Origin of the sequence: Geodermatophilus amargosae, from assembly GCF_900116515.1 — a bacterium.
Taxonomy (GTDB): Bacteria; Actinomycetota; Actinomycetes; order Mycobacteriales; family Geodermatophilaceae; genus Geodermatophilus; species Geodermatophilus amargosae.
On record NZ_FPBA01000001.1, the window covers coordinates 475,365 to 496,723 of the forward strand.

Below are 21,359 nucleotides of genomic sequence, written 5' to 3' on the forward strand. Positions count from 1 at the left end.
CCACCTGCAGCACGACCGATCGAGCCTCCGACTCCGGCACACGGCGATTCCGTGCCGGAGTCGGGGGCTCGCTCACCGTTACGCTGACGACCATGCGGACGGGGGGACGGATGCGTGTCGCCGGGCTGCTGGTCGGGTGTGGTGCTGCCGTCGCGGCCACCGCCGTCGTCTTCCTGTCCGACGACCCACAGGTGCTGCGCGTGGCCGTGGTCGCCGTGGCGTGGGCCTGCCTGGGTGCCGCCTTCGCCGCCGGACGGCGTCCCGAGCCCGTCGTGCCCGAGGGGCCCGACGTCGCGGCGGTCGAGGCGGAGCTGCGCCGCGCCCACGAGGCCGAGCTCGAGCGCGAGACGGCGGTGCACCGGCAGGCCGAGCTGGAGCTGGAGCTGCAGGTCCGAGGCGAGGCGGAGGCCGCGATGCGCCGCGAGCTCGACGGCCTGCGCAGCGAGCTGGCCGGGCTGCGCGGGGACCTGACCGGCCTCGACGCGCTGCGCACCGAGGTGGCCGCGATCGGTGCGCTGCGGGCCGACCTCGCCGAGCTGGCCGGCCTGCGCGCCGACGTCGCCGAGATGGCCGGCCTGCGCGCCGACGTCGGCCGGCTGCGCGCCGAGCTGACCGAGCGGCACGCCGGCGAGCTGCACCACGCGGGCGAGATGCACGTCGAGCGCGTGGTCATGCGGACCCAGTCCGTGCGCAGCGGCCGCGAGCCGCTGGAGCCGGCGACGGCGGCGGCATGGCACGCCGACGTCACCCGCGAGCTCGGCGGCTGGCCCCGGACCCCCGAGGCCCCGGCAGCGGTGGCGTCTGCGACGGTGGCTCCGGCGACCGTCGCCGTCCCGGTCGTGACCCCGGAGCCCGAGCCGGTCGCCCGCGTGCTGACCCCACCGCCGGTCCCCGTGGACGCGGGCGCCCCGCGGCGCCGGCGCACCGACCCGCCGGCACCGGCCGAGCAGCTGACCGTCGAGCGGCCCTCCGTGCACGCCGCCGCCGCGGCACACGGCGGGTACGCGACGCCCGTCCCGCCGGCCGAGTACGAGGCCGGTGCCGCGCGGCTGGCGGCGATCCTCGCCGAGAGCGGGGTCACCCCCGGCGGGCGCCGGCGGCGCTACCGCGAGTAGGGCTCAGGCGGGGCCGCGGGAGAGCGCGCCGCCGTCGAGCACCAGGGTCTGGCCGGTGACCCAGCCGGCGCCGAGCAGGTAGGCCGCGGCCTCGCCGACGTCCTCGGGCTCGCCGAGTCGCCCGGCGGGGTAGGCGCGGGCGGCCTCCTGCTCGCGGCCCTCGTAGAGCGCGCCGGCGAAGCGGGTCTTGACGACGGCCGGCGCGACGGCGTTGACCGTCACCTTCGGGCCGAGCTCGACGGCCAGCTGGGTGACCAGGTTGATCAGCGCGGCTTTGCTCACGCCGTAGCCGGCGATGTTCGGCGAGGCCTTGACCCCGGCCACCGACGCGACGACGAGCACCGAGCCGCCGTGCTCGGCCATCCACGCCCGCCAGGCCTCCTGCACCAGCCCGAGCGTGCCGACGACGTTGGTGTCGAGGATCTTGCGGAAGGCGTCGAGCTCGAGGTCGACCATCGGGCCGTAGACCGGGTTGATCCCGACGTTGCCCACGAGGTGGTCGAGCCGCCCGAAGCGCTCGATCGCGGTGCGCACCGCCTCGGCCCGGTGCGCGGCGTCCCCGGCGTTGCCCGGCACGCCGACGGCGACCTCGGGTCCGCCCAGCGCGGTCACGGCCTCCTCGAGCGCCTCCGGCTTGCGGGCGGTGAGCACCACGCGCGCCCCCCGGTCGACCAGGCTGCGGGCGATGGCCAGCCCGATGCCGCGGCTGCCGCCGGTGACCAGTGCGGTGCGTCCCTCGAACGTGCCCACGTCGCGCTCCTGTCGGTGTCGGCCGGCCTCGGCGCCGGTGCCGTCGCACACGGTAGGGCGGGCCGCGCAGCCGTCACCGACCCCCTCCGGGTGGGCACGTGAGGCAGCCCACAGTGCCGCTGCGTTGCACGGGACCGCAGACGGTCACACACTCGCCATCGGCACGTCGCCCGCGTGACACACCCGGTCGCAGCGGACGGCCCGCCGGAACCCCGCACCACCGAGCAGCACGACACCACAGCGGCACGGCACCACAGCGGCACGGCACCACCCAGCAGCACGGCACCACCCAGCAGCACGGCACCACCCGGCACGACCGAGCACCACCTGGGCCGCCAGCGCCGACGGCCCGACCCACCGAGTCCGGTACCCGTCAGGGACTGGAACGAGGAGCGTCCCGATGCCTGCTGCCCGCAGGACCCCCCGCGCTGCCGGGCTCCCGCCCGTCGCCAGCGCCCCCGCCCGCCTCCGGATCGGAGTCGTCGGCGCCGGCCGCGTCGGCGCCGTCCTCGGCGCCGCCCTCGCCGCCGCCGGCCACGACGTGGTCGCCGCCTCCGGCGTCTCCACGGCCTCCGCCGAGCGCGCCGCCCGGCTGCTGCCCGGCACCCCGCTCCTGCCCGCCGACGAGGTGGTCGCCGCCTCCGACCTCGTGGTGCTGGCCGTCCCCGACGACACGCTGCCCGGCCTGGTCACGGGTCTCGCGGAGACCGGCTCCTGGCGGGCCGGCCAGCTCGCCTTCCACACCTCCGGCGCGCACGGCCTGGCCGCGCTCGCTCCCGCGGAGCAGGCCGGCGTCCTCCCGCTGGCCCTGCACCCGGCCATGACCTTCACCGGCGCCCCCGAGGACGCCGACCGGCTCACCGGCGCACCGTTCGGCGTCACCAGCCGCCCCGAGCACCGCCCCGTCGCCGAGACCCTGGTCCTGGAGATGGGCGGCGAGCCGTTCTTCGTCGCCGAGGCCGACCGGCGGCTCTACCACGCCGCGCTCGTCACCGGCGCCAACCACCTGGTCACCCTCGTCGCCGAGGCCGCCGACCTGCTGCGCGAGGCCGGCGTCGACGCCCCGGCCCGGGTGCTCACCCCGCTGCTCACCGCCGCGCTGGACAACGGCCTGCGCCGCGGCGACCGCGGGCTGACCGGCCCGGTGAGCCGCGGCGACGTCGGCACGGTGGCCGACCACCTCGAGACGCTCACCGACCGGGCGCCGGAGTCGGTGGCCGCCTACGTCGCCATGGCGCAGCGGACCACCGAGCGTGCGCTTGCCGCCGGGCGGCTCAAGCGGCACGAGGGCGCACCACTGCTCGACCTGCTCTACGAGGCCGCCGACCCGGCGGGCTCCCGGTGACCACGAGCACCGGCGCCCTGTCGTCCACCCGCCCCGCCACCCCGGCGGTCGCGGAGACGGCCGCCGCGCTGCGGGACCTGGTCGCCGGGCTGCCCGGCCCGGTCGCGCTGGTCCCCACCATGGGCGCCCTGCACGAGGGGCACCGCGCGCTGGTCCGCGCCGCCCGCGAGCGCGCCGGCAGCGTCGTCGTGTCGGTCTTCGTCAACCCGACCCAGTTCGGCGCCGGCGAGGACCTCGACCGCTATCCGCGCACCTGGGACGCCGACCTCGCCGCGCTCACCGAGGAGGGCGCCGACGTCGTCTTCCACCCGCCGGTCGACGAGGTCTACCAGCCCGGCGCGCTCGGCGTCACCGTCGACCCCGGCCCGCTCGGCAACGTCCTCGAGGGAGCGGTGCGCCCGGGCCACTTCGCCGGCGTGCTGACCGTCGTCGCCAAGCTGTTCGGCCTGGCCCGGCCCGACCTCGCCCTCTTCGGCGAGAAGGACTACCAGCAGCTCACGCTCGTCCGGGCGATGGTCCGCGAGCTGGCCCTGCCGGTGGAGGTCGTCGGCGTGCCCACCGTCCGCGAGGACGACGGCATGGCCCTGTCCAGCCGCAACCGCTACCTGGCGCCGGAAGAGCGGACCCGCGCCGTGACGTTGAACAGGGCGCTGCGTGCCGGCGCCGACGCCGGCCCGCACGGCGCCGACGCCGTCCTCGCCGCCGCCCGCGAGGTGCTGGCCGGCGCGCCCGAGCTGGTGCCCGACTACCTCGAGCTCACCGACCCCGACCTGGGCCCGGCGCCGGCGGCCGGCCCGGCCCGGCTCCTGCTGGCCGCCCGAGCCGGCAGCACCCGACTCCTCGACAACGTCCCCGTCACCCTGGGAGAGCCCCGATGATGCGCACGATGCTCAAGTCCAAGATCCACCGGGCGACCGTGACGCAGGCCGACCTGCACTACGTGGGCTCGGTGACGGTCGACGAGGACCTGCTCGACGCCGCCGACCTCATCCCCGGCGAGCAGGTGGCCATCGTCGACATCACCAACGGCGCCCGGCTGGAGACCTACGTCATCCCCGGCGAGCGGGGCAGCGGCGTCATCGGCATCAACGGCGCGGCCGCGCACCTGGTGCACCCCGGCGACCTGGTCATCCTGATCAGCTACGGCCTGATGGACGAGACCGAGGCCAAGTCCCACATCCCGAAGGTCGTGCACGTCGACGGCGCCAACCGCGTCGTCGAGCTCGGCGGGGACCCCTCCGCGCCGGTGCCCGGCGCAGCGGACCACCGGCGCAGCGACCTCGGCGTCCCCGTCCGGTGACGACGCTGGCGCCCGTCGTCGGCCTGCCCACCCGGCTGGCCGCCCCGGCGCCCGGGTGGGAGCTGTCGGCCGACGTCTGCGTCGTCGGCTCCGGCGTCGCGGGCCTGTGCGTCGCGCTGCACGCGCGGGCGGCGGGCCTGTCGGTCGCCGTCGTCACCAAGGTCCGGGTCGACGACGGTTCGACCCGCTGGGCGCAGGGCGGCATCGCCGCCGTGCTCGACCCCGCCGACACCCCGGAGGCGCACGCCCGCGACACCGAGGTCGCCGGCGTCGGGCTGTGCGAGCCCGACGCCGTCTCCGCGCTGGTGACCGAGGGGCCGTCGCGGCTGCACCAGCTCATCGACTGGGGCGCGGCCTTCGACCGCGACCCGTCGGGCCGGCTGCTGCTCACCCGCGAGGGCGGGCACTCGGCCGACCGGATCGTGCACGCCGGCGGTGACGCCACCGGCTCGGAGGTGCAGCGCGCGCTGCACGCCGCCGTCCGCAGCGCCCCCGGCATCACGCTCGTCGAGCACGCCATGGTGCTCGACCTGCTCGCCGACGACGCCGGCCGCGCGGCGGGCGTCACCCTGCACGTCCTGGGCGAGGGCACCGAGGACGGCGTCGGCGCGGTCCGCGCCCGCGCCGTCGTCCTGGCCACCGGCGGGATGGGGCAGGTCTACGCCGCGACGACGAACCCGTCGGTGTCCACCGGCGACGGCGTGGCCCTCGGCCTGCGCGCCGGCGCGGTCGCCACCGACCTGGAGTTCGTCCAGTTCCACCCGACGTCGCTCTACCTCGGCCCGGACGCCCGCGGGCAGCAGCCGCTGGTCAGCGAGGCGCTGCGCGGCGAGGGCGCGGTGCTCCGCGACGGCGCAGGGGAGCGGTTCATGGTCGGCGTCCACCCGCTGGCCGAGCTCGCGCCGCGCGACGTCGTCGCCAAGGCGATCACCCGCGTGCAGCTGCGCGACGGCGTGGACCACGTCTGGCTCGACGCCCGCTCCGTGCCCGGCCTCGCGCAGCGCTTCCCGACCATCGTGGCCCGCTGCCGGGCGGCCGGGGTCGACCCGGTCACCGACCTGGTGCCGGTCACGCCCGCCGCGCACTACGCCTCCGGCGGTCTGGTCACCGACCTCGCCGGGCGGACCACCGTCCCCGGCCTGTACGCCTGCGGCGAGGTGGCGTGCACCGGCGTGCACGGCGCCAACCGGCTGGCGTCGAACTCGCTGCTCGAGGGCCTGGTGTTCGCCGCGCGCATCGGCGACGAGCTGGCCCGCTCCCTGCCCCCGGCGATGCCGGCCCGCGCGGCCGTCGCCGGGACGTCCGGGCTGCTCGACCCGGCCGGGCGGCGCGCGGTCACCGAGACCATGTCCGGCCGGGTGGCCGCGCTGCGGTCGGGCGCGGGCCTGGCCGAGGCCACCGCGCAGCTGGGCGGGCTCGCCGCCGGGCTGGCCGACGGTCCCGGCGCCGCGCCGGGCGTGCCGAGCTGGGAGGCCACCGACCTGCTCACCGTCGCCAGTGCCCTCGCCGCCGCCGCCACCGCCCGCCGGGAGACCCGCGGCTGCCACTGGCGCGAGGACCACCCCGACACCGAGGCCGACTGGCGGGTGCACCTCGACGTCCGGCTCGACGCCGACGGCGCGCTGTGCCTGACCCGGCGCCCGGTGGGCACGCCGGCGGTGCCGCCGTGGTGAGCGGGAACGCGGTGGACCGGGACCCGCGGTCGCTGGAGGGCACCGGGCTGTCGGAGGCCTGGGTCGAGGACCTGGTCGAGCGCACGCTGGCCGAGGACCTCGCCGGCGGCGCGGTGCTGCCCAGCGCTCCGGACCTCGCCGTCGCGCTCGACGTCACCAGCGCCGCCACCGTGCCACCGGCGCAGTACGGCACCGCCGACCTCGTCGCCCGCGCCGACGGCGTCGTCGCCGGCCTGCCCGTGGCCGCCCGCGTGTTCACCCGGCTGGCCCCCGGCGCCACGCTCACCGCGGGCGCGGCCGACGGCGACCGGGTGCGCCGCGGCGACGTGCTGCTCACCGTGCGCGGGCCGGTGCGGGCGCTGCTGGCCGCCGAGCGCAGCGCGCTGAACATCGCCAGCCGGGCCAGCGGCATCGCCACCGCCACCCGCGCCTGGGTCGACGCCGTCGAGGGCACCGGCGCCGCCGTCCTGGACACCCGCAAGACCACCCCGGGCCTGCGGCCGCTGGAGAAGTACGCCGTGCGCTGCGGCGGCGGGTCGAACAAGCGGATGGGCCTCTACGACGTCGCGATGGTGAAGGACAACCACGTCGCCGCCGCGGGCTCGGTGGCCGCCGCCGTCGCCGCCGTGCGCGAGCGGGCGCCGCGGGTGCCGGTCCAGGTGGAGGCCGACACCCCCGCGCAGGCGCTGGAGGCGGTCGAGGCCGGCGCGGACTTCCTGCTGCTGGACAACATGGCGCCCGCGCAGCTGCGCGAGGTGGTGGCGCTGGTCGGCGGCCGCGCGGAGCTGGAGGCCACCGGCGGGCTGACCCTCGCCGTCGCCCGCGCGGTCGCCTCCACCGGCGTGGACTTCCTCTCCGTCGGCGCGCTCACGCACTCCTCGCCCATCCTCGACCTCGCGCTCGACCTGCGGGGCTGAGGCCGGTGCTGCTCACCGTCGACGTCGGCAACAGCCAGACGGTGCTGGCCACCTTCGACGGCGCCCGCCGCGTCGGGAGCTGGCGGGTGACGACGCACCCGCGGGCCACCTCCGACGAGCTGCGGATGCTCTGGCGGGGGCTGCTGCGCGACACCGAGGTCACCGGCGTCGCCGCCTGCTCCACCGTGCCGGCGCTGCTCCCGGCGCTGCGCCGGCTGCTGGACTCCCTCGAGGTGCCGGTCGTGCTCATCGGCCCCGGCGTGCGCACCGGCGTCCCGCTGCACGTGGACAACCCGCGCGAGGTCGGCGCCGACCGCGTGGTCACCGCGCTGGCCGCCCACGAGTTGTTCGGCCGCGCCCCCGACGGCAGCGGTCGCCCGGTCGTCGTCGTCGACTTCGGCACCTCCACCAACGTCGACGCCGTCGGCCCGGACGGCCAGTTCCTCGGCGGGGCGCTGGCCCCCGGCGTCGAGGTCAGCCTGGAGGCCCTGGCCACCCGCGCGGCGCAGCTGCGCTCGGTGGAGCTCACCGTGCCGTCGCAGGCCATCGGCAAGAACACCGTCGCCGCGCTGCAGTCGGGGGTGGTGCTCGGCTTCGCCGGCCTGGTCGACGGGCTGGTCGGCCGGATCGCCGGCGAGCTCGTGGCGCAGTTCGGCGACCCGCCGGTCGTCGTCGCCACCGGGGGACTGGCGCCCCTGGTCGCCGGCAGCTGCCGGACCATCGGCGAGCGCGAGCCGGACCTGACGGTGCACGGCCTGCGGCTGGCCTTCGAGCGGCAGCAGGCCGCCGGCCGCCGGTAGCGCGTCGGGGGTGGTGCGGCCCACGGCCGTAGGCTCGGGCGCCGTGACCGACGAACCCCCGGGCCCCCCGGACGACGAGCTCCCCGAACAGCTCCGGGTCCGCCGTGCCAAGCTCGACCGCCTGCGCGAGACCGGCGTCGACCCCTATCCGGTCACGCTGGAGCGCACCACCGCGCTGGCCGACGTCCGCGCCGCCCACCCCGACCTGCCGCCGGACACCATGACCGGCGGGAAGGTCGGCGTCACCGGCCGGGTGATCTTCAGCCGCAACACCGGGAAGCTCTGCTTCGCCACGCTGCGCGAAGGCGACGCCGAGCTGCAGGTCATGCTCTCCCGCGACCGGGTGGGCGAGGAGGCCCTGGCCGCGTGGAAGGCCGACGTCGACCTCGGCGACCACGTCCTCGTCACGGGCGAGGTGGGCACCTCCCGCCGCGGCGAGCTGTCGGTGTTCGCCGACTCCTGGCAGATGGCGGCCAAGGCGCTGCGGCCGCTGCCGGTGGCGCACAAGCCGATGAGCGAGGAGCTGCGGGTCCGCCGGCGCTACGTCGACCTCATCGTCCGCGACGAGGCGCGCCGCACGGTGCGCCAGCGGGCCCAGGTGACGGCGGCGCTGCGCGCCGGGCTCACCGGCCGCGGCTTCCTCGAGGTCGAGACGCCGATGCTGCAGACCGTGCACGGCGGCGCCGCGGCCCGGCCGTTCCGCACGCACGTGAACGCCTTCGACCTCGACCTGTACCTGCGCATCGCGCCCGAGCTGTTCCTCAAGCGGTGCATCGTCGGCGGGCTGGAGAAGGTCTTCGAGATCAACCGCAACTTCCGCAACGAGGGCGCCGACAGCTCGCACTCGCCGGAGTTCGCGATGCTCGAGTTCTACGAGGCCTGGTCGGACTACCAGGGTGTGGCGCGCACCACCCGGGAACTGATCCAGGAGTGCTGCGCGGCGCTGTTCGGCGACCACGTCGCCCGCCACCACGACGGCACCGAGGTCGACCTGTCGGGGGAGTGGCCGCAGGTGCCGCTGTACACGCTGGTCTCCGACGCCGTCGGCGAGGAGGTCACCCCCGGGACGCCGGTCGAGCGGCTGCGGGAGCTGGCCGGGCGCCACGACGTCGGCGTCGACCCGGCGTGGCTGCCCGGCAAGGTCGTCGAGGAGCTGTTCGAGGCGCTGGTGCAGGACACCCTGCAGGCGCCGACGTTCGTCGTCGACTACCCCGTCGACACCTCGCCGCTGACCCGCGCGCACCGGTCCACGCCGGGCCTGGCGGAGAAGTGGGACCTCTACATCGGGGGCCTGGAGCGCGGCACCGGGTACTCCGAACTGGTCGACCCGGTGGTGCAGCGCGAGCGGTTCACCCAGCAGGCGCTGCTGGCCGCGGCCGGCGACCCCGAGGCGATGGTCCTCGACGAGGACTTCCTCGAGGCGCTCGAGTACGGGATGCCGCCCAGCGGCGGCGTCGGCATGGGCATCGACCGGCTGATGATGACGCTGACCGGTCTCGGCATCAGAGAGACGATCCTGTTCCCTTTAGTGCGCCCCATTTCCTGAAACACCCCGTGCCGATGTCGCCGATTCCCCGGAAAGGGCGACCCGCCGCCACTGATTTGACCTGGTGCGCCGATTGTGTGGTGGAATGGGCGCGTCGTCCACATAGGCGGCATTGTTCATCCGGCCACGGGGGCCGAGGAGGAGTGAGGAAAGAATGGCGCGCAAGGTCCAGGTGATCCTGAGTGACGACCTCGACGAGGACCTCCCCGCCGACGAGACGGTGAGTTTCTCGCTCGACGGGACCAGCTACGAGATCGACCTGTCCGACAAGAACGCGAAGGAACTGCGCGACGCCTTCTCCCGTTACGTGCAGGCCGCCCGCAAGGTCGGCCGCGGCGGAGGCCGGGCCTCCGGTGCCGGCAAGTCCCGTGCCACCGGCGGCGGCGGGCGGATGGACCGCGAGCAGGCCGGCGCGATCCGCGACTGGGCCCGCAAGAACGGCCACAACGTCAGCGACCGCGGGCGCATCCCGGCCAGCGTCGTCGACGCCTACGAGGCCGCCCACTAGGAGCAGGAGCCCGCTGCCCCCCATCGCTCGCACGCTCGCGGCGGGACCCTGCAGCGGGGCCGTTCCAGGACGTCGCCGACGGCCCGGCACCCGGTGGGTGCCGGGCCGTCGGCGTCCGCTGTCGGCGTAACCGGATCGGAACACCACTCGTCCACCATCGGTTGGACGGGACAGCCACCCACCGCCCCGCCGGTCGCAGCCGACGGGACGGCGTGGTCCGTGACTACAGTGGAATGACCGGTGCCCCAGCGCGCCGACGGACGTCGGGTGCTCCTCCCCACGAACGGGGAGGGCAGTGCCGGACCAGCCGGTCAGAGGAGAAGCAGCAGATGTTCGAACGGTTCACCGACCGAGCCCGACGGGTGGTCGTCCTGGCGCAGGAAGAGGCCAGGATGCTCAACCACAACTACATCGGCACCGAGCACATCCTCCTGGGCCTGATCCACGAGGGTGAGGGCGTCGCTGCCAAGGCCCTCGAGTCCCTCGGCATCTCGCTCGAGGGTGTCCGCCAGCAGGTCGAGGAGATCATCGGTCAGGGCCAGCAGGCCCCGTCCGGGCACATCCCCTTCACGCCGCGGGCGAAGAAGGTGCTCGAGCTGTCGCTGCGCGAGGCGCTGCAGCTCGGCCACAACTACATCGGCACCGAGCACATCCTGCTCGGCCTGATCCGCGAGGGCGAGGGCGTCGCCGCCCAGGTCCTCGTGAAGCTCGGGGCCGACCTCAACCGTGTCCGCCAGCAGGTCATCCAGCTGCTCTCCGGCTACCAGGGCAAGGAGCCGGCCGCGGCCGGCGGGCCCTCGGAGGGCACGCCGTCGACCTCGCTCGTACTCGACCAGTTCGGCCGCAACCTGACCCAGGCCGCGCGCGACTCCAAGCTCGACCCGGTCATCGGGCGGGCCAAGGAGATCGAGCGGGTCATGCAGGTCCTCTCGCGGCGGACCAAGAACAACCCCGTCCTCATCGGCGAGCCCGGCGTCGGCAAGACCGCCGTCGTCGAGGGCCTGGCCCAGGCGATCGTCAAGGGCGAGGTCCCCGAGACGCTGAAGGACAAGCAGCTCTACACCCTCGACCTCGGCGCCCTCGTCGCCGGGTCGCGCTACCGCGGTGACTTCGAGGAGCGCCTCAAGAAGGTGCTCAAGGAGATCCGCACCCGCGGCGACATCATCCTGTTCATCGACGAGATCCACACCCTCGTCGGTGCCGGTGCCGCCGAGGGCGCGATCGACGCCGCCAGCATCCTCAAGCCGATGCTGGCCCGCGGTGAGCTGCAGACCATCGGTGCGACCACGCTCGACGAGTACCGCAAGCACCTGGAGAAGGACGCTGCCCTCGAGCGGCGCTTCCAGCCGATCCAGGTGGGCGAGCCGACGCTCACCCACACGATCGAGATCCTCAAGGGCCTGCGTGACCGCTACGAGGCCCACCACCGGATCAGCATCACCGACGGCGCCCTCGTCGCCGCCGCGACGCTGGCCGACCGCTACATCTCCGACCGCTTCCTGCCGGACAAGGCGATCGACCTGATCGACGAGGCCGGTGCCCGGATGCGGATCAAGCGGATGACCGCGCCCCCGGACCTGCGCGAGTTCGACGAGCGGATCGCCGGCATCCGCCGCGAGAAGGAGTCGGCGATCGACGCCCAGGACTTCGAGAAGGCCGCGTCGCTGCGCGACAAGGAGAAGACCCTCCTGGCCGAGAAGGCCGAGCGGGAGAAGGCGTGGAAGGCCGGCGACATGGACGTCGTCGCCGAGGTCGACGACGAGCAGATCGCCGAGGTGCTGGCCAACTGGACCGGCATCCCCGTCTTCAAGCTCACCGAGGAGGAGACGACCCGTCTGCTCCGCATGGAGGACGAGCTCCACAAGCGGATCATCGGCCAGGAAGAGGCCATCAAGAGCGTCAGCCAGGCGATCCGGCGCACCCGCGCGGGCCTCAAGGACCCGCGTCGCCCCGGTGGCTCGTTCATCTTCGCCGGCCCCTCGGGTGTCGGTAAGACCGAGCTGGCCAAGGCGCTCGCGCAGTTCCTGTTCGGAGAGGACGACGCCCTCATCCAGATCGACATGGGCGAGTTCCACGACCGGTTCACCGTGTCGCGGCTCGTCGGTGCCCCTCCCGGCTACGTCGGCTACGACGAGGGTGGCCAGCTGACCGAGAAGGTGCGGCGCAAGCCGTTCTCGGTGGTCCTCTTCGACGAGATCGAGAAGGCGCACGCGGACGTGTTCAACACGCTCCTGCAGGTGCTGGAGGACGGCCGGCTCACCGACGGTCAGGGCCGGATCGTGGACTTCAAGAACACGATCCTGATCCTCACGACCAACCTCGGTACGCGGGACATCTCCAAGGCCGTGGGTCTGGGCTTCCAGGTCGGCAACGACACCCAGTCGAACTACGAGCGGATGAAGCTCAAGGTCAACGAGGAGCTCAAGCAGCACTTCCGGCCGGAGTTCCTCAACCGCATCGACGACATCGTCGTGTTCCACCAGCTGACCGAGGACGAGATCATCGAGATCGTCGACCTCATGGTGGCCCGCGTCGAGGGCCAGTTGGCGAACAAGGACATGTCGCTGGAGATCACGACGGAGGCCAAGAAGCTCCTGGCCCACCGCGGGTTCGACCCGGTGCTGGGCGCCCGGCCGCTGCGCCGGACCATCCAGCGCGAGATCGAGGACGCGCTGTCGGAGAAGATCCTCTACGGCGAGCTGACCGCCGGTCAGATCATCGTGGTCGACGTCGAGGGCGAGGGCCCCACCGCGAAGTTCACCTTCCGCGGCGAGCCCAAGCCGATCGACCTGCCCGACACGCCGCCGGTGGCCCTGGCCGTCGGCGACGACGAGGACGGCGACGGGCGCACCTCGCTCACCAAGGGCGAGTGATCCCCTAGCAGGACCCGACAGGGGCCGTCTCCCGCGAGGGAGGCGGCCCCTGTCGCGTCCGGGCGGAAGGCGTCCGGCGGGGAGCGTCCAGGCGGAGGGCGTTCAAGCGGGGAGTGCGAAGCGGCCGTCGGGGGTCTGCTCGACCAGCCCGTCGGCCAGCAGCGAGTCCAGGCACCGCGAGCGCTGCGCGGCGTCGTCCCAGGCCTCGTCGAGCGAGGACGCCGCCACCGGCCCCTCAGCGGCCCGCAGGACGTCCAGCAGCCGCCCCCGCACCTGGCGGTCGGTCCCGGTGAAGCGCTGCACCCGGCGGGCCGGACCGTCGTGCGCCGGTGACCCGGCCAGCCGCCAGGCGCAGCGGTCCCGCACCGGGCAGACGGCGCAGCGCGGCGTGCGGGCCACGCAGACCAGGGCGCCGAGCTCCATCGCCGCCACCGAGAACCGGCACGCCCGCTCCCGGCCGGCCGGCGCCAGCGCCGCGACGTCGGTGAGGTCGGAGGGGCGCGCGGTCCCGGCCTCGGCGCGGCCGTGCACCAGCCGGGCCACCACCCGCCGCACGTTGGTGTCCACCACCGGCTGGGGCGTCCCGTGGCCGAAGCAGGCGACCGCCCGGGCGGTGTAGGTGCCGATGCCCGGCAGCGCCTCCAGGGCCGCCACGTCGGCCGGGACGGCGCCGCCGTGCCGCTCGGTGAGCGCGACGGCGGTCTCGCGCAGCCGCAGGGCCCGGCGCGGATAGCCGAGCTTCCCCCACATGCGGATGACCTCCGCCGGTGAGGCCGCGGCCAGGTCGGCCGGCGTCGGCCAGCGGGCCATCCAGGCGGCCCACACCGGCTCGACCCGGGCCACCGGGGTCTGCTGCAGCATCACCTCGCTGACGAGCACCGCCCACGGGTCCACGCCTGGCCGGCGCCAGGGCAGGTTGCGGGCGGCGGTGTCGTACCAGTCGACGAGGGCGTCCCCCAGTCCGGCCGTGCTGCTCACGGGGGACCAGTGTGCCCGGCCCGGACCACGGCGTGCCCCCTCGGGACGGCCTGGCGGTGCCGACTACGGTCGCCTTCGTGCTGCACCCGGTCGGGCCCCTGCCGGCCGCCGTCTACTGGAGACGGCGGCTGCTCGTGCTCGTGCTGCTGGTGGCCGTCCTCGGGGGCGGCAGCTGGCTCGGGGTGGCGCTGCTGACCGGCTCGGAGGGGACCGCGTCGGCCGCCGGGACCTCCGAGGCCGCGTCGTCGTCGTCCGCCGCGGAGCCGCCCGCGCTGGACCGGGTGGTCCCGTCGCTGGCCGGCGTCCAGACCCCCACGCCGCCGCCCACCGCGGCACCGGCCGAGCCCGTGCCCCCGGCCGCCCCGGTCCAGGAGGCCGGTGCGCCCTGTTCCGACGACGTCGTCGCGCTGGAGGTCCGCACGCCCGGCACCGTCGCCGCGGGGTCCTCGCCGACGCTCGAGCTGGTCGTCACGAACACCGCGGCGGTGCCGTGCACGCGGGTGCTGGACGCCCAGCTGCAGGAGATGGTGCTGCTCGACGCGGCGGGCACGCGGGTGTGGGGGAGCAACGACTGCCAGCCCGAGACGAGCGCCGACACGCGCACGCTGGCGCCCGGCGAGCAGGTGGTGTTCCCGCTGACGTGGAGCGGCCTGACCAGCGAGCCGAGCTGCACCGCGCCGCGGGTGGCGGTGGCGCCGGGTCAGTACGTGGTGCGCGCCCGGCTGGATGCGAAGACCAGCCCCGACGCCGTGCTCCAGGTGACCTGACCGGCCCCGTCCCGAGCTCGTGGGGGACGAGGAGGACGGGGTCCTTGCTTCAGCTGTAGCGGTCGAGGATCGAGGTCTCGGCCAGCCGGGACAGGCCCTCGCGGATGCCCCGGGCCCGGGCCTCACCCACGCCCTCGACGGCGAGCAGGTCCTCGATGGTGGCCGCCAGCAGCTTCTGCAGGCCGCCGAAGTGGTCGACCAGGCGGTCGATGATCGCGGCCGGCAGGCGCGGCACCCGGGCCAGCAGCCGGTAGCCGCGCGGGCTGACGGGGGAGTCCAGCGCGTCGGCCGACGTGGGCAGGCCGTAGCACCGGGAGACGGCGGACAGGTCGAGCAGCTCGGTGGCCGACAGCGTGCGCAGGTCGGTGAGCACGTCCTCGATGGTGCGTGGCCGGCGGGTGCCCGCGGCGGGCAGGTAGTCGCGCACCAGCAGCGCACGGTCCTCCTCGACGCCGGCGAGCATCTCGTCGAGCTGCAGCGCCAGCAGCCGGCCGTCGGTGCCCAGCTCGACGACGAAGCCCTCGATCTCGTCGGCGATGCGACGCACCATCTCCAGCCGCTGGCTGACGCTCATCGCGTCGCGGACGGTGACGAGGTCCTCGATCTCCAGCGCCGACAGGGTGCTGGCGACCTCGTCGAGGCGCAGCTTGTAGCGCTCCAGCGCCGCCAGGGCCTGGTTGGCGCGGGCGAGGATCGTCGTCGGGTGCTCGAGGGTGTAGCGCCGTCCGGCGACGTAGACGCTGATGATGTGCATCGACTGGCTGACCGAGATGACCGGGAAGCCGCTCTGCACGGCCACCCGCTCGGCGGTCCGGTGCCGGGTGCCCGACTCCTCGGTGGGCACGGTCGGGTCGGGCATCAGGTGCACGCCGGCCCGCACGATGCGCAGCCCGTCGGAGGACAGGATGACCGCGCCGTCCATCTTGGCCAGCTCGCGCAGCCGCGTCGCCGACAGTGCGACGTCGAGGGCGAAGCCGCCGGTGCAGATGGACTCCACGACCCGGTCGTAGCCGAGCACGATCAGCGCGCCGGTGCGGCCGGCCAGGATGCGCTCCAGGCCGTCGCGCAGCGCGGTCCCCGGGGCGATGCGGCCGAGGAGTTCGCGCAGGGCGACCTCGGAGTCCACAGCGGGGGGCACGGGCGCTCCTGACGTCGTCGTGGTACGGCGGCTGAGTCTACGTGGCACGCGGGCCCGCCGGTCGCGAGCGGGGGGTGGCAGACGCGGGGACCGCGCTCACCCGGGGAAGAGCCCGGCGAGCGCGGCGCCCAGGTCGGGGACCTCCATGAGCCGCATGCCCTGCGGCGCCTGGCCGGCGTCGGGTGGCACCAACGCGAGCCGGTAGCCCTGGCGGGCCGCCTCGGCGAGCCGCCGGCCGGTGCCGCCGACCCGGCGGATCTCGCCGGACAGCCCGACCTCGCCGAGCGCGATCATGCCCTCGGGCAGCGGGGTGTCCTTGGACGCCGAGGCGATGGCCAGCGCCAGCGCGAGGTCGGCCGCGGGCTCGGCGATCTTCACGCCGCCGACCGAGGCGGCGAAGACGTCGGCGTCGGCCAGGCGGACACCACCCCGTCGCTCGACGACGGCGTTCACCATCGCGACCCGCTGCGAGTCCAGCCCGCTGACCGCCCGGCGCGGGGAACCGCCGCCGGCGCTCGTGGCCACCAGCGCCTGCACCTCGGCGAGCAGCGGCCGGCTGCCCTCCATGGTCACGGTGACGCAACTGCCGGGCACCGAGGCGGTGCGGCGGGACACGAACAGGTGCGACGGGTCCGGGACCCCGACCACGCCGCCGTCACCGATCTCGAAGCAGCCGATCTCGTCGGCCGGGCCGAAGCGGTTCTTGGTGGCCCGCACCAGGCGCAGCGTGGAGTGCCGCTCGCCGTCGAAGGACACCACGACGTCGACCAGGTGCTCCAGGGCCCGGGGGCCGGCGATGGCGCCGTCCTTGGTGACGTGCCCGACCAGGATCGTGGTCATCCCGCGGGACTTGGCGACGGCGGCCAGCGCCGTGGCGACCGCGCGGACCTGGCTGGCGCCGCCGTCGGTGCCGTCGACGGCGGGGGAGCGGACGGTCTGCACGCTGTCGAGGACCAGCAGCGAGGGGGCGACCTGCTCGACGTGGGCGAGGACGGCCGACAGCTCGGTCTCGGCGGCCAGGTACAGCCGGGGGTGCAGCGCGTCGATCCGCTCGGCGCGCAGCCGGACCTGCGCGGCGGACTCCTCGCCGGAGACCACGAGCGTGGGTCCGTTGGCCGCCGCGACCCGGTGGGCGACCTCGAGCAGCAGCGTGGACTTGCCCACCCCGGGCTCGCCGGCCACCAGCACGACGGCGCCGGGGACCAGGCCGCCGCCGAGGACGCGGTCGAACTCGGCGATCCCGGTGGGGACCGCACGGGCGCCGGCGAGCTCGACCTGGGCGATCGGGCGGGCCGGCGCGGTGACCGGGCCCGCGGCGACCGCGCGCAGGGCCGGCGCCGGGGCGCTGACCTCCTGCAGGGTGCCCCAGGCCTGGCACTCCGGGCACTTGCCCATCCACTTCGCCGACGCGTAGCCGCACTCGGTGCAGCGGTGGGCGGGACGGGCGGACTTCACTCCGGAGGGGGGCACGCCGCCACGGTAGGTGCGGCCACCGACACTCCCGGGGGAGGCGCGGACGGGGAGGTGCAGGAGGCTGACGAGGCGTCACTCCGCCTCGGTGTCCTCCTCGCTCTCCGGGTTCTCCTGCTCGGTGCCCTCCTCGAAGTTGAAGGGCTCCGGGCGCTCGATGGCCTCCTCCGGGCCGGCCACCAGCACCTGCGTGGTGATCTCGCCGGCCTGCTCGAAGGAGAACGTGACGGTCAGCGTCTGGCCGGGCGTCAGCTCCTCGCCGAGGTCCTGCAGCGTGATCGTGGCGCCGTCCTCGCGCCCGATGTAGAGCGCGGTGTCGGCGGGGAGGTCGAGCGAGAGCGTGCTGCTCGCCGAGGGGGTCGCGCTCGGCGCGGCGGGCGCGGAGGGGGAGGACCCCGGGGTGGCGCCGGTGGTGCCCGGCGTCGGGGTGGCCGTGGGCTGGTCGCCCGCCGGTGACGACGGCGAGGGGGTGGGGCCGGTCGCCGCGACCAGCACGCCGTCGAAGCCCTCGCCCTCGATGCCGGTGAGGGTGTCGTCGGCGTTCGAGGCGTTGATGATCGAGATGATCAGCTCGGCGTCGTCACCTTCCTCGTACCGGCCGCCCTCGGGGTAGGCGAGCAGCACCTGGCGCAGCAGGATGTCCTCCACCTGCGCCTGGGGGCCGACCTTGTCGCGGTCCTGGGTGCCGGTCTGGGTGACCTGTCCGCCACTGCACGCGCCGAGCGCGACCGGGCTGAGGACGAGGGCACCAGTCACGGCGGCGCGCAGCGCGCGGTTCACAGCGGTCGACCTCCAGCGAGCACGTGCCGGCCACCGTGTCTTCGATGGCCCGAGTCGCGCCGAGCCTAACGGTCCCCCCACGATGTCCGCCGGGAGGTGAGGCCGATGGTGCGCCCCGGACCCGGTGGCGGCGCCGCGGAGCGCGACCCTGCCCTGGCCGACTTCCCCGAGCGGTCCCCGGCCACCCGCCGCTGGACCTTCGCCGACCAGCTGGGCCCGCACTTCCTCGACGCGCCGGACCAGCCCGTCCTGCTCATCGAGTCCAAGGCGGTGTTCGCGCGGCGGCGGTTCCACCGGCAGAAGGCGCACCTGGTGCTCTCCGCGCTGCGCCACCGCGCCGCGGAGCTCGGCGACCAGGCGCACCTGCACCAGGTCACCACCTACGCCGAGGCGCTGGACCGCTACGACGAGCCGGTGAGCGTGTGCGCGCCCACCACCTGGAGCAGCCGCGACTACGTGCTGCGCCGTCCCGGGCTGCAGGTGCTCGCCGCGCGCGGGTTCGTCAGCAGCCAGGGCGAGTTCGCGCGCTGGGCGGAGGGACGCGGGCGGCGCCGGCTGCTGATGGAGGACTTCTACCGCGACGCCCGCCGGCGCCTCGGCGTCCTCATGGACGGCGCGGAGCCGCTGGGCGGCACGTGGAACCTCGACCACGAGAACCGCGAGCCCGCGCCGGCGGACGGCCGGTCCCCGGCGCCGGAGCCCTGGTGGCCGACCGAGGACGAGATCGACGAGCAGGTGCGCGCCGACCTCGACCGCTGGGAGGCCGACGGCGAGGTCTCCTTCGTCGGCGACGACGGCCGCCGGCTGTTCCCGGTCACCCGCGAGGAGGCGATCACCCGGCTGCACGACTTCCTGCGCTCGCGGCTGGGCGCCTTCGGCCCGCACGAGGACGCGATGCTCGCCGGCGAGCGCTGGCTGGCGCACTCGCTGCTGTCGCCGGCGATCAACCTCGGCCTGCTCGACCCGCTGGAGGTCGTGCACGCCGCCGAGGACACCGCCCGCGCGGCCGCCGCGGACGGGGAGCCGCTGCCGCTCAACAGCGTCGAGGGCTTCGTCCGGCAGGTCATGGGCTGGCGCGACTACATCTGGCACATGTACTGGCACCTGGGCCGGGACTTCCGGCACGCCAACTTCCTCCGCGCCACCGAGCCGGTGCCGGGGTGGATGGCCGAGCTCGACGGGTCCGCCGTCGACGCCGCGTGCCTGTCCGACGTCCTGGACGACCTGCGCCGTGACGGCTGGGTGCACCACATCCCGCGGCTGATGGTGCTCGGCAACTACGCGCTGCAGCGCGGCATCGACCCGCTGGCGATGACCGACTGGTTCCACCGCACGTTCGTCGACGGCTACGACTGGGTGATGGTCGCCAACGTCGTCGGGATGAGCCAGCACGCCGACGGCGGGGCGCTGGCGACCAAGCCCTACGCCGCCGGTGGCGCCTACATCGACCGGATGAGCGACTACTGCGGCGGGTGCCCCTACGACCCGAAGCGGCGGCTCGGCGACGACGCCTGCCCGTACACCGCCGGCTACTGGGCCTTCCTCGAGCGCAACCGCGAGCGGCTGGCCGGCAACCAGCGCATGCGCCGTCCGCTGCAGGGCCTGGACCGGCTGAAGGACCTGCCGCTGGTCGTCGAGCAGGAGGCCGCCCGGGGCACGTCGGCACCCTGACGGGTGGCGCCGGTCCAGTCCGGCCCTCCACCTGCCGATGCCTCTCCCGCACGGGGGACGGCACGGGAGGTGCGGATGGCGGTGGGACCGGCGTTCGACGACGTCCTCGCGGCGGCCCGGGCGGGTGCCGCGTGGGCCTTCGAGGTGCTCTACCGGGACCTGTCCCCGGTGATCACCGGGTACCTGCGCCTGCACGGCGCCCCGGACCCCGACGACCTGGCCAGCGAGACGTTCCTCGCGGTCTTCCGCGGGCTGCCCGGGTTCACCGGCGACGAGGCGGGGCTGCGGTCGTGGGTGTTCACCATCGCCCACCGGCGGCTGGTCGACGACCTGCGGCGGCGCAGCCGGCGGCCCCAGCTGGCCGACGGCGGCGGGGAGATGCTCCCCGAGGTCGCCGGCGGCGACGTGGAGGACGACGTCCTGACCCGGCTGGGCGCCGAGGCGGTGCACCGGCTGTGTGCCGGGCTGCCGGAGGACCAGCGCTCGGTCCTGCTGCTGCGTGTGCTGGCCGACCTCACCGTGGAGCAGGTGGCGGGCGTGATGAGCCGCTCGGTGGGCTCGATCAAGGCGCTGCAGCGGCGCGGGCTGCACCGGTTGCGCGAGCAACTGGAGCCCGCGGGGACCACCCCGACGGGGGAGACGACGACGGGCCGCGCACCCCTGCGGGCCCGCCCGGCGATGACGGGGGCGAGATGACCACGCCAGCCGATGCCCGGTCCGCCGAGGAGGCCCTCGAGGCCTGCCTCGCCGGCCGCCCCGTGCCCGGGGGTGAGCAGTACCTGGCCGCGTTCGCCGACGCGGTCCGGTCCTCCGCCTCCGCGCCGGGACGGCCGAACGCGGCCCTGGCCGAGCTCCTGGCGACCGGTCCGCTCACCGACCAGTCGGAACCGTCCACGCGGACGACCGGGCACCCCGCCCGGGCCTCACGGAAGAGACCCCGCATGCTCCTCAGCACCCTGACCGCCAAGCTCGCCGCCGCCGGCATCGCCGCCAAGGCCGCCGCCGCGACCGGCGCCGTCGCCGTCGCGCTGACGGCCGGCGCCACCGCCGTCGTCCTGCCCGACGACACCCCCTCGATCGCCGAGAGCAGCGACAGCGTCGCCGTCGACGGCACCGACACCGGCACCGGCACCGAGACCGGCACCGGCACCGGGACCGACACCGAGACCAACATCGACACGGACACCGAGACCGACACCGGCACGGACACCGGGACCGGCACCGAGACCGGCACAGGCACCGGCAACGGCACCGGCACCGGCGACGACGGCACGGACACCGGCGACGAGGCCACCGGGACCGAGGACGAGGACGGGGACGGGGACGGCAGCGAGGAGGACCCGCTCGCCGGCCTCGACGAGGGGCAGCCCTTCGGTCACCTCGTGCACGCCCTCAAGCGGGCGGCCGAGACGACCGGCTCCGGGATCGGTCAGCAGGTCAGTGCCATGGCGCACGCGCGCAACGAGGCCCGTCAGGTGACCCGCCAGGGCGTCACGCCTCCGGTGGTCGAGGAGCCCCCGGCCGAGGAGCCGGTGGTCGAGGAGCCCGCGACGCCGGCGCCGGTCGTCGAGGAGCCCGTCGTCGAGGAGCCGGCCCCCGCGCCGGCCGCCACGAGCAGCACCGGCGGCAACGGCGGTCAGGGCAACGGCCACGGGAACGGGAACGGCGGCCAGGGCAACGGCGGCGGCAACGGCAACGGCAACGGCCGGAAGTGACCCGCGGCGGGGC

At 75.3% G+C, this 21,359-nt stretch carries 19 protein-coding genes; 14 read left to right on the forward strand and 5 right to left on the reverse strand.

The window, feature by feature from the left end:
* Positions 1–92 precede the first annotated feature (92 nt).
* The gene (locus tag BM414_RS02285; protein WP_139245695.1) at positions 93–1,115 is read left to right on the forward strand and encodes a DUF6779 domain-containing protein; all 1,023 of its coding nucleotides are present in this window, start codon (positions 93–95) and stop codon (positions 1,113–1,115) included.
* A 3-nt stretch (positions 1,116–1,118) separates the two neighbouring features.
* On the opposite strand, the gene BM414_RS02290 is transcribed toward BM414_RS02285, so the two are convergent.
* On the reverse strand, positions 1,119–1,865 hold the full coding sequence (locus tag BM414_RS02290) for an SDR family oxidoreductase (RefSeq protein WP_093577902.1): 747 nt from the start codon (positions 1,863–1,865) through the stop codon (positions 1,119–1,121).
* 400 nt (positions 1,866–2,265) lie between these two features.
* Between BM414_RS02290 and BM414_RS02295 the strand changes: the two genes are divergently transcribed.
* The 9 genes from BM414_RS02295 (at position 2,266) to BM414_RS02335 (ending at position 12,827) form a co-directional block, all read left to right on the forward strand.
* Positions 2,266–3,210 carry a Rossmann-like and DUF2520 domain-containing protein gene (locus BM414_RS02295; protein ID WP_093577783.1) on the forward strand — a complete coding sequence of 315 codons (945 nt, stop codon included), beginning with the start codon at positions 2,266–2,268 and terminating at the stop codon, positions 3,208–3,210.
* A complete protein-coding gene (panC, locus tag BM414_RS02300; protein ID WP_245784410.1) occupies positions 3,207–4,088 on the forward strand; it encodes a pantoate--beta-alanine ligase in 882 nt (293 codons plus the stop codon). Before BM414_RS02295 ends, panC begins: the two co-directional genes overlap by 4 nt.
* Complete coding sequence (gene panD / locus BM414_RS02305) at positions 4,085–4,510, forward strand: aspartate 1-decarboxylase (protein WP_093577784.1); 426 nt, start codon at positions 4,085–4,087, stop codon at positions 4,508–4,510. Before panC ends, panD begins: the two co-directional genes overlap by 4 nt.
* Positions 4,507–6,183: an L-aspartate oxidase gene (locus tag BM414_RS02310; RefSeq protein ID WP_093577785.1), complete on the forward strand. Its 1,677-nt coding sequence runs from the start codon at positions 4,507–4,509 to the stop codon at positions 6,181–6,183. Before panD ends, BM414_RS02310 begins: the two co-directional genes overlap by 4 nt.
* On the forward strand, positions 6,180–7,100 hold the full coding sequence (gene nadC / locus BM414_RS02315; protein WP_093577904.1) for a carboxylating nicotinate-nucleotide diphosphorylase: 921 nt from the start codon (positions 6,180–6,182) through the stop codon (positions 7,098–7,100). The genes BM414_RS02310 and nadC overlap by 4 nt, the downstream gene beginning before the upstream one ends.
* Positions 7,101–7,105: 5 nt before the next feature.
* Complete coding sequence (locus BM414_RS02320) at positions 7,106–7,900, forward strand: type III pantothenate kinase (protein ID WP_093577786.1); 795 nt, start codon at positions 7,106–7,108, stop codon at positions 7,898–7,900.
* Positions 7,901–7,943: 43 nt separating this feature from the next.
* Positions 7,944–9,446 carry a lysine--tRNA ligase gene (gene lysS, locus BM414_RS02325; protein WP_093577787.1) on the forward strand — a complete coding sequence of 501 codons (1,503 nt, stop codon included), beginning with the start codon at positions 7,944–7,946 and terminating at the stop codon, positions 9,444–9,446.
* Positions 9,447–9,600: 154 nt separating this feature from the next.
* Positions 9,601–9,954 (forward strand): histone-like nucleoid-structuring protein Lsr2, encoded by a 354-nt coding sequence (locus tag BM414_RS02330; RefSeq protein ID WP_093577788.1) that lies wholly within the window; start codon positions 9,601–9,603, stop codon positions 9,952–9,954.
* 329 nt (positions 9,955–10,283) lie between these two features.
* Positions 10,284–12,827, forward strand: a complete 2,544-nt coding sequence (locus BM414_RS02335) for an ATP-dependent Clp protease ATP-binding subunit (protein WP_093577789.1) — start codon at positions 10,284–10,286, stop codon at positions 12,825–12,827.
* A gap of 102 nt (positions 12,828–12,929) precedes the next feature.
* Here the strand turns inward: BM414_RS02335 and BM414_RS02340 are convergent, their stop codons facing one another.
* Positions 12,930–13,805 (reverse strand): HhH-GPD family protein, encoded by an 876-nt coding sequence (locus tag BM414_RS02340; RefSeq protein ID WP_093577790.1) that lies wholly within the window; start codon positions 13,803–13,805, stop codon positions 12,930–12,932.
* 77 nt (positions 13,806–13,882) lie between these two features.
* On the opposite strand from BM414_RS02340, the gene BM414_RS02345 reads away from it, so the two are divergent.
* Positions 13,883–14,572, forward strand: a complete 690-nt coding sequence (locus BM414_RS02345; protein WP_093577905.1) for a MucR family transcriptional regulator — start codon at positions 13,883–13,885, stop codon at positions 14,570–14,572.
* 49 nt (positions 14,573–14,621) lie between these two features.
* Here BM414_RS02345 and disA read toward each other — a convergent pair whose 3' ends face one another.
* The 3 genes from disA to BM414_RS02360 all read right to left on the reverse strand — a co-directional run bounded on the left by disA (position 14,622) and on the right by BM414_RS02360 (position 17,960).
* Positions 14,622–15,710, reverse strand: a complete 1,089-nt coding sequence (gene disA, locus BM414_RS02350) for a DNA integrity scanning diadenylate cyclase DisA (protein WP_093577791.1) — start codon at positions 15,708–15,710, stop codon at positions 14,622–14,624.
* Positions 15,711–15,806: 96 nt separating this feature from the next.
* Positions 15,807–17,180 carry a DNA repair protein RadA gene (gene radA / locus BM414_RS02355; RefSeq protein ID WP_093577792.1) on the reverse strand — a complete coding sequence of 458 codons (1,374 nt, stop codon included), beginning with the start codon at positions 17,178–17,180 and terminating at the stop codon, positions 15,807–15,809.
* Between the two features lie 75 nt (positions 17,181–17,255).
* On the reverse strand, positions 17,256–17,960 hold the full coding sequence (locus tag BM414_RS02360) for a copper chaperone PCu(A)C domain-containing protein (RefSeq protein ID WP_093577793.1): 705 nt from the start codon (positions 17,958–17,960) through the stop codon (positions 17,256–17,258).
* A gap of 105 nt (positions 17,961–18,065) precedes the next feature.
* Between BM414_RS02360 and BM414_RS02365 the strand changes: the two genes are divergently transcribed.
* From BM414_RS02365 to BM414_RS29020, 3 genes are all read left to right on the forward strand, one after another.
* Positions 18,066–19,631 carry a cryptochrome/photolyase family protein gene (locus BM414_RS02365; RefSeq protein WP_093577794.1) on the forward strand — a complete coding sequence of 522 codons (1,566 nt, stop codon included), beginning with the start codon at positions 18,066–18,068 and terminating at the stop codon, positions 19,629–19,631.
* 75 nt (positions 19,632–19,706) lie between these two features.
* Entirely contained in the window at positions 19,707–20,327 is a 621-nt protein-coding gene (locus BM414_RS02370; RefSeq protein ID WP_093577795.1) for an RNA polymerase sigma factor, read from the forward strand.
* Positions 20,324–21,346, forward strand: coding sequence for a hypothetical protein (locus tag BM414_RS29020; protein ID WP_175551381.1), 1,023 nt, complete (start codon positions 20,324–20,326; stop codon positions 21,344–21,346). The genes BM414_RS02370 and BM414_RS29020 overlap by 4 nt, the downstream gene beginning before the upstream one ends.
* The last annotated feature ends 13 nt before the right edge of the window (positions 21,347–21,359 follow it).